Below are 15,821 nucleotides of genomic sequence, written 5' to 3'. Positions count from 1 at the left end.
TTGTCCAGTTTGTCTTCTGTCAATTCATCCTTGTGGGATATTTTATGCGGTATGTCACAAAAGCTGCTACACTCCGCGTCTTTCTGACATTGTGGTTTTTGTCACCTGTTTCGTTACTTATCACCCTGAAAACTACACCTGCAATGGTCGGGGCGGTTCGGAGTTGTTATGTCGTTTGATACCCTTGGCCTGAACCCGGAGATCCTGCGCGCTGTTGCAGAGCAGGGTTACCGCGAACCTACCCCTATTCAGCAGCAGGCAATCCCTGCGGTACTGCAGGGCCGTGACCTGATGGCGAGTGCCCAGACCGGTACCGGTAAAACGGCGGGTTTTACCCTGCCACTGTTGCAGCACCTGATTTCCCGTGAACCGCACGCGAAGGGGCGTCGCCCAATTCGTGCGCTGATCCTGACCCCAACTCGTGAGCTGGCGGCGCAGATTGGCGAAAACGTTCGCGACTACAGCAAATACCTGAACATCCGCTCGCTGGTGGTCTTCGGTGGCGTCAGCATTAACCCGCAGATGATGAAACTGCGCGGTGGTGTTGATGTGCTGGTGGCAACGCCGGGCCGTCTGCTGGATCTTGAACATCAAAATGCACTCAAGCTCGACAGCATTGAAGTGCTGGTGCTGGACGAAGCCGACCGCATGCTCGACATGGGCTTTATCCACGACATTCGCCGCGTGCTGGCGAAGCTGCCGGCGAAGCGCCAGAACCTGTTGTTCTCCGCGACCTTCTCCGACGACATTAAAGCGCTTGCTGAAAAGCTGCTGCATAACCCGCTGGAAATCGAAGTTGCCCGCCGTAACACCGCCTCCGAGCAGGTAACACAGCACGTACACTTCGTTGATAAGAAGCGTAAGCGGGAACTGCTGTCGCACCTTATCGGTAAAGACGACTGGCAGCAGGTGCTGGTATTTACCCGCACCAAACACGGCGCAAACCATCTGGCTGAGCAGTTGAACAAAGACGGGATCCGCAGCGCGGCTATCCACGGTAACAAAAGTCAGGGAGCGCGAACTCGTGCGCTGGCCGACTTTAAATCCGGTGATATCCGCGTACTGGTAGCAACCGACATCGCCGCGCGTGGTCTTGATATCGAAGAGCTGCCGCACGTCGTGAACTACGAGCTGCCGAACGTACCGGAAGATTACGTGCACCGTATTGGCCGTACCGGCCGTGCTGCCGCAACCGGTGAAGCACTCTCCCTGGTGTGCGTTGATGAGCACAAACTGCTGCGCGACATCGAGCGTCTGCTGAAAAAAGAGATCCCGCGTATTGCGGTACCGGGCTACGAGCCGGATCCGTCTATCAAGGCTGAACCTATCCAGAACGGTCGCCAGAGCCAGGGCCGTGGCGGTCGTGGTCAAGGCCAGGGCCAGGGGCAGAATCAGAGCCGCGGCCAGCAGCAGCGCCGTAACGAAGGCGCAAGCGCAAAACCAAAAGCGCCGCGTCGTCAGGATGATAAACCGACTGGTGAGAAACCACGCCGTCGTCGCCCACGTAAGATTGCAGAGTAATTTGCGAGCCCGGCCGAAAAGCCGGGCTTTTACTTTGCCCTGCCGCCCGGAAAGTGCCACAATAGTGGCTGTTTATACAGTACTCAGGTTTTCCGATGTCACTTACCGCCGCGCTGAAGGCGCAGATTGCCGCCTGGTATAAGGCGCTTCAGGAGCAGATCCCCGATTTTATTCCGCGCCCACCGCAGCGACAAATGATTGCCGATGTGGCAAAAACGCTCGCGGGTGAGGAAGGGAGACATCTGGCCATTGAGGCCCCGACCGGCGTCGGGAAAACGCTCTCGTATCTGATCCCCGGGATCGCCATCGCCCGCGAAGAACAAAAAACGCTGGTGGTCAGCACCGCCAACGTTGCCTTGCAGGATCAGATCTACAGTAAAGATCTGCCGCTTTTAAAGAAAATCATTCCCGATCTCCGCTTTACCGCCGCGTTTGGTCGCGGGCGTTACGTCTGCCCACGCAATTTGGCGGCGCTTGCCAGCACTGAACCCACCCAGCAGGATCTGCTGGCGTTTCTGGACGATGAACTGACGCCCAACAATCAGGAAGAGCAGAAGCGCTGCGCGAAGCTCAAAACCTCTCTTGATAGCTACAAATGGGATGGTCTGCGGGACCATACTGATGTTGCAATTGATGACGACCTCTGGCGTCGCCTCAGCACCGATAAAGCGAGCTGCCTGAACCGCAACTGCCACTATTACCGGGAGTGCCCGTTTTTTGTTGCCCGTCGCGAAATTCAGGAAGCCGAAGTGGTGGTTGCCAACCACGCGCTGGTGATGGCGGCAATGGAGAGCGAGGCGGTTTTGCCGGAGCCGAAAAACCTGCTGCTGGTGCTGGATGAAGGCCATCATCTGCCGGATGTTGCCCGCGATGCGCTGGAGATGAGCGCCGAGATAACCGCCCCATGGTATCGGCTGCAGTTAGATCTCTTCAGCAAGCTGGTCGCGACCTGCCTTGAGCAGTTCCGGCCAAAAACCACGCCGCCGCTGGCGCTGCCCGAGAGGCTCAACGCCCACTGCGAAGAGCTGTACGAACTGATTGCGTCGCTCAACAATATCCTGAACCTGTATATGCCCGCCGTGCAGGAGGCCGAACATCGCTTCCCGATGGGCGAGCTTCCTGACGAAGTCATGGAGATCTGCCAGCGGCTGGCAAAGCTGACCGAGCAGCTGCGCGGGCTTTCCGAGCTTTTCCTCAACGATCTTAGTGAAAAAACCGGTAGCCACGATATTGTGCGCCTGCATCGGGTATTGCTGCAGATGAACCGTGCGCTCGGCATGTTCGAAAGCCAGAGCAAGCTGTGGCGACTTGCGGCGATGGCGCAGGCTTCGGGAGCGCCGGTCAGCAAGTGGGCGACCCGCGAAGTACGCGATGGTCAAATTCATATCTGGTTCCACTGCGTGGGTATTCGCGTTAGCGATCAGCTGGAAAAGCTGCTGTGGCGCAGCGTGCCGCACATTGTTGTCACCTCGGCGACGTTACGTTCGTTGAACAGCTTTTCGCGCCTGCAGGAGATGAGCGGGCTAAAAGAGAAAGCGGGCGATCGCTTCGTGGCGCTGGATTCCCCTTTCAATCACGTTGAACAGGGCAAAATCATTATCCCGCAGATGCGCTACGAGCCGTTGATGGAAAACGAAGAGCAGCATATTGCCGAGATGGCGGCATACTTCCGCCAATGTCTTGAGAGCGAGGCGCATCGCGGTATGCTGGTGCTGTTCGCCAGCGGGCGGGCAATGCAGCGTTTTCTTGAACACGTGACCGACCTGCGCCTGCTGTTGCTGGTGCAAGGAGATCAACCGCGCTACCGGCTGGTGGAGCTTCATCGTAAGCGGGTGGAAAACGGTGAGCGCAGCGTGCTGGTGGGGCTTCAGTCTTTCGCCGAGGGTCTGGATCTGAAAGGCGAGCTGCTAAGCCAGGTACACATCCACAAAATCGCGTTTCCGCCTATTGATAGCCCGGTGGTGATTACCGAAGGCGAGTGGCTGAAAAGCCTCAACCGTTACCCCTTTGAGGTGCAGAGCCTGCCAAGCGCCTCGTTTAACCTCATTCAGCAGGTTGGACGCCTGATACGTAGCCACACCTGCTGGGGGGAAGTGGTGATTTACGATAAGCGCCTGCTGAGCAAAAGCTATGGCAAACGGCTGCTCAACGCGCTACCGGTATTTCCTATTGAGCAACCTGATGTGCCAGAGGTTATAGTAAAAAGCAAAGCGAAACCGAGTCGGCGTAAAAAACGTTAGCCTCAGGCAAGGAGGATCCATGGATTACCGCAAAATCATTAAAGAAGTGGGGCGAGGGAAGAACCATGCCCGCGATTTGGATATTGATACCGCACGCGGTTTATACACCAGAATGCTCAACGATGAAGTCCCGGATCTCGAAATGGGCGGGATCCTTATCGCCCTGCGGGTGAAGGGCGAAGGCGAGGCGGAAATGCGTGGGTTTTATGAAGCCATGCAGCAGCAAACCATTAGCCTGACGCCGCCGGTTAACAAACCTGTGCCCGTCGTCATTCCGAGCTATAACGGCGCGCGTAAACAGGCCAACCTGACGCCGCTGCTCGCGATGCTGTTGAACAAACTTGGCTTCCCGGTGGTGGTACACGGCGTTAGCGAAGATCCCACCCGTGTACTGACGGAAACCATTTTCGAACTATTAGGCGTTGAAGCCACCCGACACGCCGGCCAGGCGCAGGCGAAGCTCGAAGGCCATCAGCCGGTGTATATGCCGATTAGCGCGCTGTGCCCGCCGATGGAGAAACAGCTGGGTATGCGCTGGCGGATGGGGGTGCGTAACAGTGCACATACGCTGGCGAAGCTTGCCACGCCGTTTGCTGAAGACGCCGCGCTGCGGCTGTCGAGCGTCTCACATCCGGAATATATTCAGCGTGTCGCGACCTTCTTTAGCGATATCTGCGGGCGTGGCCTGCTGATGCACGGTACCGAAGGCGAGGTGTACGCCAACCCACAGCGCTGTCCGCAGATTAACCTGATTGACGCGCAAGGGGTGAAGGTACTGGTGGAGCGTCAGCTGGCAGACAACGCCGGGGTAGCGTTGCCAGAATCAAAAGATCCGCTGGTCACCGCCCGCTGGATTGAACGCTGCGTCACCGGGAGCGAGCCGGTACCGCACTCCCTGAAAATTCAGCTGGCCTGCTGCTTGCTGGCGGCCGGAGAAGTGGCAACCCTCGACGCGGGTCTGGCCCGCGTCGCCGAAAACTGGTAGCGGCTTAGTGGGCGACCTCCAGCGGCGTGAAGGTAAACGTATCAACGTCGAACAGCCCCTTGCTGGTGAGTTTCAGTGAGGGGATCACCGGCAGCGACAGAAACGCCATCTGGATAAAAGGTTCGTTCAGCGGGATACCGCAGCGCCTGCAGGCAGCTTTCAGCGCGTCGATCTCTTGCGCCAGTACGTCTGCGGGCTCGCTGCTCATCAGCCCGGCAATGGGCAGCGGCAGGTGGCTCACGACCTGCTGATGCTGCACCACGCAAAGCCCACCGCCGTCGTGGATCACCTGATTGACGGCGATAGCCATCTCTTTCGTATCACGTCCCATCACCACGATGTTGTGGCTGTCATGGCTTACCGTGGCGGCCAGTGCGCCATTTTCAAGCGAAAAGCCGCTTATCAGCCCGAGCGCTGGCGGGAGTTCATGACCGTAACGGTCAAGTACCGCGAGAAAGCAGATATCCTCGCGATCGAAGCCGGTTTCGGTGCGCTGACAAACCCCGGCCCGGGTGATGAGTTCGCCGGGGATTAGCTCCATCACCCTGTAATGCTTTCCGCTGACAAAGGTAAATTTGAAATCCTCGGCCTGTACCGGTTTGCGCCTTACCGTGTTCGCCAGCGGTGGTGTTGTAGCCTGCAGACGCTGGGCTTCTTCCTGTTGCAACAGTCGTTCGTCAACCGGTTTACCCTTCATCCAGACCTGCTGAATTTCTACTGCTTCTACGTCGCTCAGCAACACGATGTCGGCCTGCTTTCCTGGCGCCAGTAGCCCCAGATGCTTAAAGCCGTAATGCCGGGCGGTAGACCAACTGGCCACGCGATAGGCGAGGTGTGGGGCAATATGGTGATGCTGAATCAGACGACGTATTAGCGCATCAATATGCCCTTCATGGGCGATTTCCCACGGGTTTCGGTCGTCGGTGCAGAGCAAGCACTGGGGGCTGCTGAAATCGGTGATAAGCGGCGCGAGGGCATCCAGATTGTGTGCCGCAGAGCCTTCACGGATCATCAATGCCATGCCGAGGGCGAGCTTTTCCCGTCCTTCAGCCAGCGTGTGTGATTCATGACAGTTTTCAATACCGGCGGCGATATAGGCATTCAGCGCCTTGCCGCTCAGCATCGGGCTGTGGCCGTCGAGAGTCAGGTGACGGAAGGCGTCAAGCTTATCGAGTAGTGCGCTGCTTCCGGCAATGGTTGCCGGAAAATCCATGACTTCACCTATCCCGGCAACCAGCGGATGGTGGCGATAGCGTAACATCTGTTCAAGGGGGAAGTCGGCACCGTTGACGTCGCTCCCGGCCAACGCAGGAACGCACGAGCTTATCTGCACGTATTGATTCTGGTGAGACTGTTCGGCGCAGCGTAGAAACCACGCCAGCCCCGACTCTCCCATCACGTTGACGATTTCGTGGGGGTCGCACACAAGCGTTGTCAGACCGCGAGGCAGGGTAGCGGTTTCGAAGGTAACCGGGGTCATCATGCTCGACTCAATATGCAGATGAGCATCGATGAAGCCCGGCACCGCGACCGCGTGCTGTGCGTCAATTCGCTGACGGGCAGGGGCATCCTCATACGCTTCACCGATACCGGCTATCCAGCGGCCTTTTATCACAATGGGACCGGCAATCTCACCGCCGTTCACCAGATCAAGCAGGGTGACATTCTCAATAATATAATCGGCAACCGCATCACCGCGAGAAACGGCCAGTAATGTCAGTAATTCATCACGGTTTATCGTGTTGGGACATCCATGAATATAATTTTCCATGTCTCAATTCTCATTATGATTTTATCAAATTGATTATTGCTGTGATGAAAATAAATAATTTTCTGGAACAGTTTACGAGTTAATTAAATAAGTGGCTGTGACCTTAATCACTGAAGCCAGGCGTTGTGTCGCGTAAAAAGGAAAATAAATTTCTCCTTTGAAAATAGATACATCACTCGGATCAATGGGTAAGAACATGAATAATGATATTAATTTGCTTTCACAGCAGAATCCTGGCTGGCTGCAGCGTTATTTTAAATTAGCGCATTATGGCACTTCGGTTCGAACGGAAACTATCGCCGGTATTACTACCTTTCTGACGATGGTGTACATCGTATTCGTCAACCCGCAGATCCTCGGGGCGGCGCATATGGACACGCGTGTGGTATTTGTGACGACCTGTCTGATTGCCGGAGTGGGCAGTATCGCGATGGGGCTGATTGCCCGTCTCCCGGTAGCGTTGGCTCCCGCAATGGGCCTTAACGCCTTTTTCGCGTTTGTGGTGGTGGGAGCCATGGGTATCAGCTGGCAGACAGGAATGGGGGCTATTTTCTGGGGCGCCGTGGGGCTTTTTTTATTAACGCTGTTGCGAATTCGCTACTGGATGATTGCGAATATTCCACTCTGCCTGCGTATTGGTATCACCAGCGGAATAGGTTTATTTATCGCGCTGATGGGGCTTAAGAATTCCGGGGTGATCATCGCGAATAAAGATACGCTGGTTGCCATCGGTGATTTAAGTTCGCACAGCGTGGTGCTGGGCGTTGTCGGCTTTTTTATTATTGCGGTACTCGCCTCACGCCAGTTTCACGCCGCGGTGCTGGTCGCCATTATTATTACCTCCGGCCTTGGGCTTTGGTACGGCGACGTCCATTTCCAGGGCGTCTATTCCGTTCCTCCGGCAATTGGCGGGGTTATTGGTGAAATCGATATCAGAGGCGCACTGTCGCTGGATCTGCTGGGCATTATTTTTTCTTTCATGCTGATTAATTTGTTCGATTCCTCCGGCACCCTGATAGGGGTTACTGATAAAGCCGGATTGATGGATAAGCACGGTAAATTCCCGCAAATGCATCGGGCGCTGTATGTCGACAGCGCAAGTTCGATGGCCGGGGCGTTTATCGGTACATCGTCGGTGACCGCCTTTATTGAAAGTACCGCCGGGGTAGCCGTGGGTGGGCGAACCGGACTAACAGCAGTGGTCACCGGCGGGCTTTTCTTACTGATGATCTTTTTGTCGCCGCTGGCGGAAATGGTGCCAGGCTATGCCACGGCTGGAGCGCTGATTTACGTGGGTGTCCTGATGACCTCAAGCCTGGCGCGGGTCATGTGGGACGATCTCACTGAAGCAGTGCCCGCATTTGTCACCGCGGTGATGATGCCATTTACGTTTTCAATTACCGAAGGGATTGCGCTGGGATTTATCAGCTACTGCGTGATGAAGCTCTGTACCGGCCGCTGGCGGGATATCAATGCCTGCGTGGTGATCGTAGCGCTCTTGTTTGCGCTGAAGATTGTGCTGGTGGATTAAATAAAAAAGCCCGTCCTGTGGCAGGGACGGGCAAGCAAGGGTAATAACAGTGGGGTCAATCAGAGGGTATACAACTTATTTGTAGATAACCGCAGTACCGCTAACTTTGTTGTTGGAGTTAGCAGAGGTGATGCTGTAACCGGTAGCACCTGCAGCGGCGGCTTTCTCAGCCAGTTTCGCTTCCAGACCATCCAGCGTGCTTGCGCCTTCAGCAGAAACGACACCAATTTTGTTCATGCTCTGAGCCTGAGCCGGGGAAACGGCTTCTGCAGCGAAAGCACCGAAGGACAGAGTGGTGAGGGCGATAGCAGCAACAGCATATTTAATGTTTTTCATAATTTTGTTCTCGCAGGTTGTGTTCTGTTCAGGGGACGATGTCTCGTCGATGTGATGAGTATCACGTTTTTCTGCGAGGGAGAAAATCGAATAGCGTTGACAGTCTTAATCAAATAATTTGAATCTTAAATAATTTACTGATTATTAATAAATTATTTTTCCCGCTGCGGGCGATCGATGGTGAGACAATCTTCCAGGCTCAAAAAGGGCACAGATTGCGACTATTTTTGCCAAAAACCGTGCTTGTAAATCCCCTCATCGATTCTGTCATTTTAGGTAAATTGACGTCAGCGAAGCTGGCTGTCCTTGGAACCTCTGCGATTATATCCCGAAAATGTATGGTTGTGTAAATCTTTTTCCTGCTGGCATTTTACGCACAGGCGTACCCCTGGAATGGCCTCTCTGCGTGCCTCCGGAATGGGTGCTTCGCATTCTTCACAAAATTTGAGGCTGTTTCCCTTTGGAATGTCGTTTCTGACGCGGGCGATCGCATCATCGATGGTGCTGTCAATTTGCTGTTGTACGGCATCGTCATTTGCCCAGCCGGAAGCCATGAGCGTTCTCCTGTGGTGAGTGAGTCAGTACGAATTAAATATGTGGTCGAATTCTGCACAATCAAGGAGGGAATGCACCCGCCGGGAGGGTGCATTCTGGTCGGGGGACGAAATGCTATTTATAGATGGTGGCGGTGCCGAACATTTTGTTCTCACCGCTGGCACCGGTTATTACATAGCCTTTGGCACCTTCTGCCTGAGCTTTTGCAGCAAGTTTAGCCTGCAAATCGTCCAGGTTGCTGGCGCCGGTTGCAGAGACCGTCCCGGCAGGACGTAGCTGTCCGGTGTTGGCAGGATCCAGCTCCTGCGGTTTCGCATGGGCAGCGAAGGAGAGCAGGGCGAGAGCACCAGCAGCAATCAACACAACACGACTTTTCATGGTGACAACCTCTCAGTATCGACGGGATGTACTCTAAAAGTGTAGGTGCTCACAAAGAGGGAATTGCCGCAAAAAATGAGTGGAGATCCCGCGTTTTTTTGAACAATCCCCCCTGAGATACCGCTATTTATTTACCCCGCCGCGGGCAACGGGTATCTTACGCCGCAGAAAACAGGAGAATGCCATGAAAGCCCAGAAGTCGGGACTACACCCGCGAAATCGTCACCAGAACCGTTATGATCTCACCGAGCTGTGCGCGGCCAACCCGGCCCTGCGTCCTTTCCTGACGCTGAACCCGGCCGGTGAACAGACGATTAATTTTGCCGACCCGCAGGCGGTAAAGGCGCTGAACCAGGCGCTGCTGAGCCACTTCTATGGGGTTGCAAGCTGGGATATTCCTGAAGGATTCCTCTGCCCGCCGGTGCCAGGGCGCGCCGACTATGTACACCACCTTGCCGATCTGTTGGCTGAAGCTGCAGGCGAGGTTCCACGTAATGCCAGCGTGCTGGATATTGGCACCGGGGCAAACTGCATCTATCCGCTGATTGGCGCACATGAGTACGGCTGGCGTTTTACCGGGAGTGAAGTTAACGCCCAGGCGCTCGCCAGTGCACAGGCGATCGTCAACGGTAATACCGGGTTAAGCCGTCAGATCCGTCTGCGTCGACAGAAATCAGCGGAGGCGATCCTCGTCGGCATTATCCATAAGAATGAACAGTACGACGCGACGATGTGCAATCCGCCATTCCACGACTCTGAGGCCGCCGTCCGCCAGGGCAGCGAGCGAAAACGACGTAACCTCGGTCAGGACAAAGACGATGCCGCTAACTTTGGCGGTCAGCAGCAGGAGCTGTGGTGCGAAGGGGGCGAAGTGGCTTTCATCAGCAAAATGATTGCCGAGAGCCAGCAGTTTGGCCGCCAGGTCATGTGGTTTACCTCCCTGGTATCACGTGGCGACAACCTGCCGTTCCTTTACCGCGCCCTGACCGAAGCAGGGGCGGTGAAGGTGGTTAAAAAAGAGATGAGCCAGGGGCAAAAGCAGAGCCGCTTTATTGCCTGGAGTTTCATGAACGACGAGCAGCGTCGTCGCTTCGCCTCTCGCCCACGTTAAATGGTGGGCTCCTGCGGCGGCGGTGGGTTGTGTAAAACGCCCGGAACCGCCGCCGACGGCAGCATCTGATACGTTTGGACCGGCGGGCGGATGCCAGCCAGATCGAAGTGCCTTTTCACCTGAGCGTCGAGCGCATAGCGTACGCTCCACTGTTTCAACGGCAGAGTGGTGAACGATACCCGCAGCGTAAACGCGGTGTTGGTGAGGCCAACCAGTCCCGAAAACGTGGGCTCGCCGATAATCAGCCCACGGATCTCCTCTTGTTCCATCAGCGCCGACACGGCGTCTTTCAGGGCCTGGTTGGCGCTGTCGGTGTCTTCCTGTCGGTCAACATCGTAGTTGGCCACCACTGAGCCGATGCCGCGGACAAAGTTGGCGAAGGTCGTTATCGATGACCACGGGATGATGTGGTAGGCCCCAGTGTCCTGGCGCACGCCGACCGAGCGAATCGACATTTTCTCTACGGTGCCGGTGAGCGGCCCAATGGTCACCAGATCGCCGGTGTTCATCCCGTTCTCAAACTGAATAAATATTCCGGTGATGATGTCCTTCACCAGCGTCTGTGCACCAAACGAAATTGCCAGCCCCAGCGCTCCGGCGCCCGCCAGCAGCGGGGCAATATTTACCCCGATTTCGGAAAGCACAATCATCACGGTAATGGTACTGATGATAACGGCCAGTGCATTACGAAACAGGGTCAGAAGGGTACGCGCCCGGGCGCTGGGCAGGGGGCGTCCGTGTATATCGGACACCAGACGGTTCTCAATCAGGCTGGCGAACGCCGTCCAGGCCACGGCGGAGAAAAAGAGGATCAGCGCGATGCGCAGCAGGATGTCGACGGTCTTCTCACCGGCGCCGTGATGCAACCACTCCCAGAAATCAAACAGTCCCCAGGCGCTGAGCAAGAGCATAATTGCCGCGCACACCAGCAGAATGCGCGCCGCTTTCAACGCCACGGAGAGCCAGCCGTTAAGGCGGTTTTGCAGTTCAGGATAGTTACGCTGGGTTTCTGGCGACAGGGTTATCTGTTTGGCAATCCAGCGCGACAAAATTCCGGATGCAAAGGCGGCAATCCCAATAATGGCGAGGCTGTGCACGGTCGCCCCCATCATAAATTTCAGGCTATTGCCCGGGTCAAAGAGCGAGAAGAAAAACAGCACGATAAAATAGGCGCTGGCGAGCCAGTGCCAGACCAGCGCAAAAGCACGAATAAACAGGCTGAAGAAGGCGAGCGAGCGGTCAGCAAGATGTAGTAACGCCTCGGTGATCCGCTGCTTATTGCGAAAAATGAGCCACAGTGCCCACAGGGTAATGCAGAGCATGATAATCACGTTGGCCAGGGCGCCGACCTTCACGTTTACCTGATTTGAGATGATGGGAACCGCGACCACCAGACCGTAGCCAATCAGACTACTGAGCGCGCTCAGGCGAAGATTCCAGTAACGTGCGGTTTCATTGGTGGCATTAAACGGCCGCAGCTCCGGTACGCGAGGGCAGAAAATCAGCCGCAGAATCGCTTTGAAAAATTCAATGAGCGCGAAGGCGTTGAGAAACAGGCTTTGTTGAAAGGCGATGGTGCTGCTACCGGCGTTGAGATTGTCGCTCAGCATCTGGCCAACAAACAGCGTCAGCGCCAGCAGCAGTAAATCAAACACAAACGCGCCGATGATCATCGCCGGGAGCTGCAGCCAGTTGCTACGGTCACGGTTTTTCTTCCGTGCCCAGAAGCCCATTTTGCGATACAGCGGCAGGGCGGCGAGGCGCAGGAGCCAGTAAAACAAAAAGACCAGCCCGGCGAGCAGCAGAAAATGGGTCAGGGCATTAGTAAACGTTTGTGAGTTAAAGGGCCTGTGCGAGGTGTCAGTGATATTGCGCCATAGCTGAGCAAAACGAGAGGAGAGCAGGTCGCCATAGTGGCGGCTGACGTCGGTGACGTTTTCCAGTACCGTTTTCTCTTCTTTGACTTCCGGCGGAACTATCTTCGGCGTCTGCTGCGCCGGTGGTGTGGCAGCGGCCTGGCGGAGCTGACCAATCAACTCTTTACGCGCCGCGTCGTTTTCCAGCACGTCGGCAAGCGCGGCATAGGCAGCTTTCTTTTGCGCCACATCGGGCTCGGCGGCGGCGGGCGCACTGTTGGTGGTCGTCACTCCGGGAATGGAAACCGCCTGAAGTGGTGCGCTGAACAGCGCAACGATGAGCAACAGGATCCACGGCACGAGAGCCTCCCTTCATAATTATCAGCAAAATGATAAGTATAGAAGGTGGGTGGGAGAGGAAAGACTTTGAGAAAAATCCCCCTCACCCGAGAGCGAGGGGGAGTGGCTTAAGAGACGTGCTGCAGGAACTCTTTCAGACGCTGGTTCGGTGGGTTTTTCACCAACTGCTGCGGGTCGCCATCTTCTGCGATGCGCCCTTTGTCGATGAAGATCAGGCGAGAAGCCACTTTCTCGGCGAAGCCGATTTCGTGGGTGACGATGACCATGGTCATGCCTTCTTCCGCCAGGTCCTGCATCACCTTCAGCACTTCATGACGCAGTTCCGGATCGAGTGCCGAAGTGGGTTCATCAAACAGCATCATCTTCGGTTTCACCGCCAGCGCGCGGGCAATCGCCACACGCTGCTGCTGACCGCCGGAAAGCTCGGACGGGTAGTGGTGCGAACGTTCCGCCAGCCCTACTTTCGCCAACAGCTCTTTCGCCTGTTTTTCTGCCACGTCTTTCGGCGTACCACGAACACGAATCGGGCCAAACATGACGTTTTCCAGCGCCGTCAGGTGCGGGAACAGATAGAACTGCTGGAACACCATCCCGGCTTCCTGACGGATCAGACGATCGTCAACTTTCGGATCGTTAACCTTCAGGCCATCGACGATAAGCTCGCCGCTGGTGATTTCTTCCAGTTTGTTGATGCAGCGCAGCAGCGTCGATTTACCCGAACCGGATGGCCCGATAATCACCACCACTTCACCCTGGTTTATCTTGAGATCGATATTGTGCAGCACCTGGGTTGGACCAAAGTGCTTGGAAACGTTTTTAAATTCAATCACAGGATTTTCATCCTTCTTTCAAGGGTGCGAAGCACCAGGTTCAGCACCTGGGTGATGATAAGGTAAATAACCCCAACCGCGGTCCAGATTTCCAGCGCGCGGAAGTTACCGGCGATGATCTCCTGGCCGCTACGGGTCAGCTCTGCTGCACCGATAACAATGAACAGCGAGGTATCTTTGATACTGATGATGAGCTGGTTACCCAGAGACGGCAGCATACGGCGCAGCGCCAGCGGCATTATCACGTGGCGAATGGTTTCGCGACGAGATAAACCCAGCGCCAGGCCCGCTTCGCTGAACCCTTTATGGATCGACAGCACGGCACCACGGGTGATTTCCGCAATGTAGGCACCGGAGTTGATCATGATGGTGATAACCGCCGCGGTGAAGGTATCAATGCGGATGTCCGGGAAGGCCATCGGCAGGGCGAAGTAGATATACATCACCTGCACAACGATAGGCGTACCGCGGATCACTTCGATGAAAACCAGGGAAACGTGGTTGGCTATCCAGCCGCCGTAAGTACGGGCTAAACCAGCCACCAGGCCAATAATGAGACCGCCAATCAGACCGAGGACGGAGATCCACAGGGTCATTTTGGCGCCTTCCAGCAGCAGCGGGATCGCTGGCCAGATGACACTCCAGTCAAACTGCATAGTGTGTTGTTCCTGTTACAGTTACCGTGAAATAAAACAGGGGGGCGAAAGGCGCCCCCGAGATGACTGCCTGTACGACGTTATTATTTAGGTTCAGTACCGAACCATTTTTTATAGATTTCGTTATAGGTGCCGTTCTCACGCAGTGTTTTCAGCGCGCCGTTCACTTTGGTACGCAGGTCGTCGCTGCCTTTCGGGAAGGCAATGCCGTACTGCTGTGCTTCCAGGGAATCACCTACCGCTTTGAACTGACCGTTGCCGGCTGTTTTGATGAAGTAGAGGATGTTTGGCGTGTCATGCAGTACCGCATCAGCGCGGTTGGTGCCCAGTTCCATGTAGGCGTTATCGATGTTCGGGAACTGACGCAGGTCTTTTGTTTTGATGTTGGCTTTTGCGTAATCAACGGAGCCGGTACCGCTCTTCACCGCCAGCACTTTACCGTCGAGGTCTTTCACGCTCTTGATGTCGTTGTTGTTGGCTTTCACCATCACCAGTAGGCCGCTCTTGTAGTAGCCGTCGGAGAACTCGACCGCTTTTTTGCGTTCTTCAGTGATAGTAATACCCGCCAGTGCCAGGTCGACGTTTTTGGTTTGCAGCGCCGGGATGATGCCGCTGAAGTCCATTGGCTTCAGGGTGTAGTCCAGCTTCAGCTCTTTGGCGATAGCGGCCCACAGATCCACGTCGAAGCCGACGTATTTGTCGCCTTGTTTGAATTCAAACGGAACGAACGCAGTGTCTGTTGCGACAATCAGTTGTTTTTCTGCGGCCTGAGAGGACATCGCAAAAGCCAGGGTCAGTGCAGCCAGTGAAACTTTCAATACAGACTTCATAGCATTTCCTTTTATATCCACGGGGCGATCCCCGGCGAGAACGTATTGCTCTATGAAAAAATCGTGCCAGTTTTACAACTCCTTGTTTTATAACAACTGGAGCGGTAAGCGTTGCACAAAAACGATCAGATTCACCCGGATGCGCACCGTTTTGGGGCGTGATTTTGGTGCATGACGGGAAAGCGAATCGTGACGATGTTTTTTAACGCAAAGTACGGTGATAAAACAATCTTCTGTTAACGATTGTGTGAAGTGATTATTACAATTCTTTTACTTTGCAGCGAAATGAAGGGAAGTGACGCACCGTAAATGTGCAAAACCCTCCACGAAGTGGAGGGTTTGAGGGGGAGCGATTATTCGATGTTGGCTTCGATGAACCACAGGAATTTATCGAGATCGCGGGAAGCAGCAGTAAAGATATCGGCGGTATCTTCATCTTTCGCTTCGGTTATCGCATTGCGCACATCGTTAGCCACAATGGCATAACGTTCTGCCAGCGCTTTCAGGTGATCCTGAACGTTGTGAATATCGAGCGGGTAACTTTGCAGTGGCGTTTTACTGCTGATGACCTGGCTGGTTCCCAGTGCCACCCCACCGAGCTGCACGGCACGTTCTGCCATGGTATCCAGGTGGTCGGTCAGGGCTGTGCGGAAACCGTCCAGCATTTCATGAACGGCAATAAAGTTGGCACCGCGCATATTCCAGTGAGCCTGTTTGGTGATGAGCGACAGGTCAATGAACTGGATAACCTGACGATTCAACAGCTCTACCGTCGCTTTTTTAACGCTATCCGCTACGTCGTTACGGGTATAAAGCAGAGTCGATGTTTTAGTTTTGACCAGTTTAGCGGTACTCATAATT

14 protein-coding genes are annotated in these 15,821 nt (G+C 55.1%); 5 read left to right on the top strand and 9 right to left on the bottom strand.

What is annotated here, in order from left to right; genetic code table 11:
* Window positions 1–168 precede the first annotated feature (168 nt).
* The 3 genes from rhlE to ybiB all read left to right on the top strand — a co-directional run bounded on the left by rhlE (window position 169) and on the right by ybiB (window position 4,746).
* The gene (gene rhlE, locus GYRE_RS22800; RefSeq protein WP_006819139.1) at window positions 169–1,521 is read left to right on the top strand and encodes an ATP-dependent RNA helicase RhlE; all 1,353 of its coding nucleotides are present in this window, start codon (window positions 169–171) and stop codon (window positions 1,519–1,521) included.
* Between the two features lie 95 nt (window positions 1,522–1,616).
* Complete coding sequence (dinG, locus tag GYRE_RS22795; protein WP_038258793.1) at window positions 1,617–3,761, top strand: ATP-dependent DNA helicase DinG; 2,145 nt, start codon at window positions 1,617–1,619, stop codon at window positions 3,759–3,761.
* A 19-nt stretch (window positions 3,762–3,780) separates the two neighbouring features.
* Window positions 3,781–4,746: a DNA-binding protein YbiB gene (ybiB, locus tag GYRE_RS22790; RefSeq protein ID WP_038258792.1), complete on the top strand. Its 966-nt coding sequence runs from the start codon at window positions 3,781–3,783 to the stop codon at window positions 4,744–4,746.
* 4 nt (window positions 4,747–4,750) lie between these two features.
* Here ybiB and adeD read toward each other — a convergent pair whose 3' ends face one another.
* Window positions 4,751–6,517, bottom strand: coding sequence for an adenine deaminase (gene adeD / locus GYRE_RS22785; RefSeq protein ID WP_038258791.1), 1,767 nt, complete (start codon window positions 6,515–6,517; stop codon window positions 4,751–4,753).
* A gap of 196 nt (window positions 6,518–6,713) precedes the next feature.
* Here adeD and GYRE_RS22780 point away from each other — a divergent pair, with 196 nt between their 5' ends.
* Complete coding sequence (locus tag GYRE_RS22780) at window positions 6,714–8,048, top strand: NCS2 family permease (protein WP_038258789.1); 1,335 nt, start codon at window positions 6,714–6,716, stop codon at window positions 8,046–8,048.
* A 75-nt stretch (window positions 8,049–8,123) separates the two neighbouring features.
* On the opposite strand, the gene ybiJ is transcribed toward GYRE_RS22780, so the two are convergent.
* The 3 genes from ybiJ to bhsA form a co-directional block, all read right to left on the bottom strand.
* Window positions 8,124–8,384, bottom strand: coding sequence for a DUF1471 family protein YbiJ (ybiJ, locus tag GYRE_RS22775; RefSeq protein WP_006819145.1), 261 nt, complete (start codon window positions 8,382–8,384; stop codon window positions 8,124–8,126).
* 287 nt (window positions 8,385–8,671) lie between these two features.
* Complete coding sequence (locus GYRE_RS22770) at window positions 8,672–8,938, bottom strand: DksA/TraR family C4-type zinc finger protein (RefSeq protein ID WP_006819146.1); 267 nt, start codon at window positions 8,936–8,938, stop codon at window positions 8,672–8,674.
* A gap of 115 nt (window positions 8,939–9,053) precedes the next feature.
* Window positions 9,054–9,317: a multiple stress resistance protein BhsA gene (bhsA, locus tag GYRE_RS22765; protein ID WP_006819147.1), complete on the bottom strand. Its 264-nt coding sequence runs from the start codon at window positions 9,315–9,317 to the stop codon at window positions 9,054–9,056.
* A gap of 184 nt (window positions 9,318–9,501) precedes the next feature.
* Here bhsA and rlmF point away from each other — a divergent pair, with 184 nt between their 5' ends.
* A complete protein-coding gene (gene rlmF, locus GYRE_RS22760) occupies window positions 9,502–10,428 on the top strand; it encodes a 23S rRNA (adenine(1618)-N(6))-methyltransferase RlmF (protein WP_006819148.1) in 927 nt (308 codons plus the stop codon).
* Here the strand turns inward: rlmF and ybiO are convergent.
* The 5 genes from ybiO to dps form a co-directional block, all read right to left on the bottom strand.
* Window positions 10,425–12,644 carry a mechanosensitive channel protein gene (gene ybiO / locus GYRE_RS22755; RefSeq protein ID WP_038258787.1) on the bottom strand — a complete coding sequence of 740 codons (2,220 nt, stop codon included), beginning with the start codon at window positions 12,642–12,644 and terminating at the stop codon, window positions 10,425–10,427. The two genes, rlmF and ybiO, sit on opposite strands and share 4 nt — an antisense overlap.
* A gap of 107 nt (window positions 12,645–12,751) precedes the next feature.
* A complete protein-coding gene (gene glnQ, locus GYRE_RS22750) occupies window positions 12,752–13,474 on the bottom strand; it encodes a glutamine ABC transporter ATP-binding protein GlnQ (protein WP_006819150.1) in 723 nt (240 codons plus the stop codon).
* The gene (gene glnP, locus GYRE_RS22745) at window positions 13,471–14,130 is read right to left on the bottom strand and encodes a glutamine ABC transporter permease GlnP (RefSeq protein WP_006819151.1); all 660 of its coding nucleotides are present in this window, start codon (window positions 14,128–14,130) and stop codon (window positions 13,471–13,473) included. Before glnP ends, glnQ begins: the two co-directional genes overlap by 4 nt.
* Before the next feature lie 83 nt (window positions 14,131–14,213).
* Window positions 14,214–14,960 carry a glutamine ABC transporter substrate-binding protein GlnH gene (glnH, locus tag GYRE_RS22740; protein WP_006819152.1) on the bottom strand — a complete coding sequence of 249 codons (747 nt, stop codon included), beginning with the start codon at window positions 14,958–14,960 and terminating at the stop codon, window positions 14,214–14,216.
* 353 nt (window positions 14,961–15,313) lie between these two features.
* Window positions 15,314–15,817 carry a DNA starvation/stationary phase protection protein Dps gene (dps, locus tag GYRE_RS22735; protein ID WP_038258784.1) on the bottom strand — a complete coding sequence of 168 codons (504 nt, stop codon included), beginning with the start codon at window positions 15,815–15,817 and terminating at the stop codon, window positions 15,314–15,316.
* Window positions 15,818–15,821 lie beyond the last annotated feature (4 nt).

It is taken from the genome of Yokenella regensburgei ATCC 49455, from assembly GCF_000735455.1.
Lineage (GTDB): Bacteria > Pseudomonadota > Gammaproteobacteria > Enterobacterales > Enterobacteriaceae > Yokenella > Yokenella regensburgei.
The sequence above is the reverse complement of the archived record's forward strand: the minus strand, read 5'-3'. Positions and strand labels throughout refer to the sequence as shown.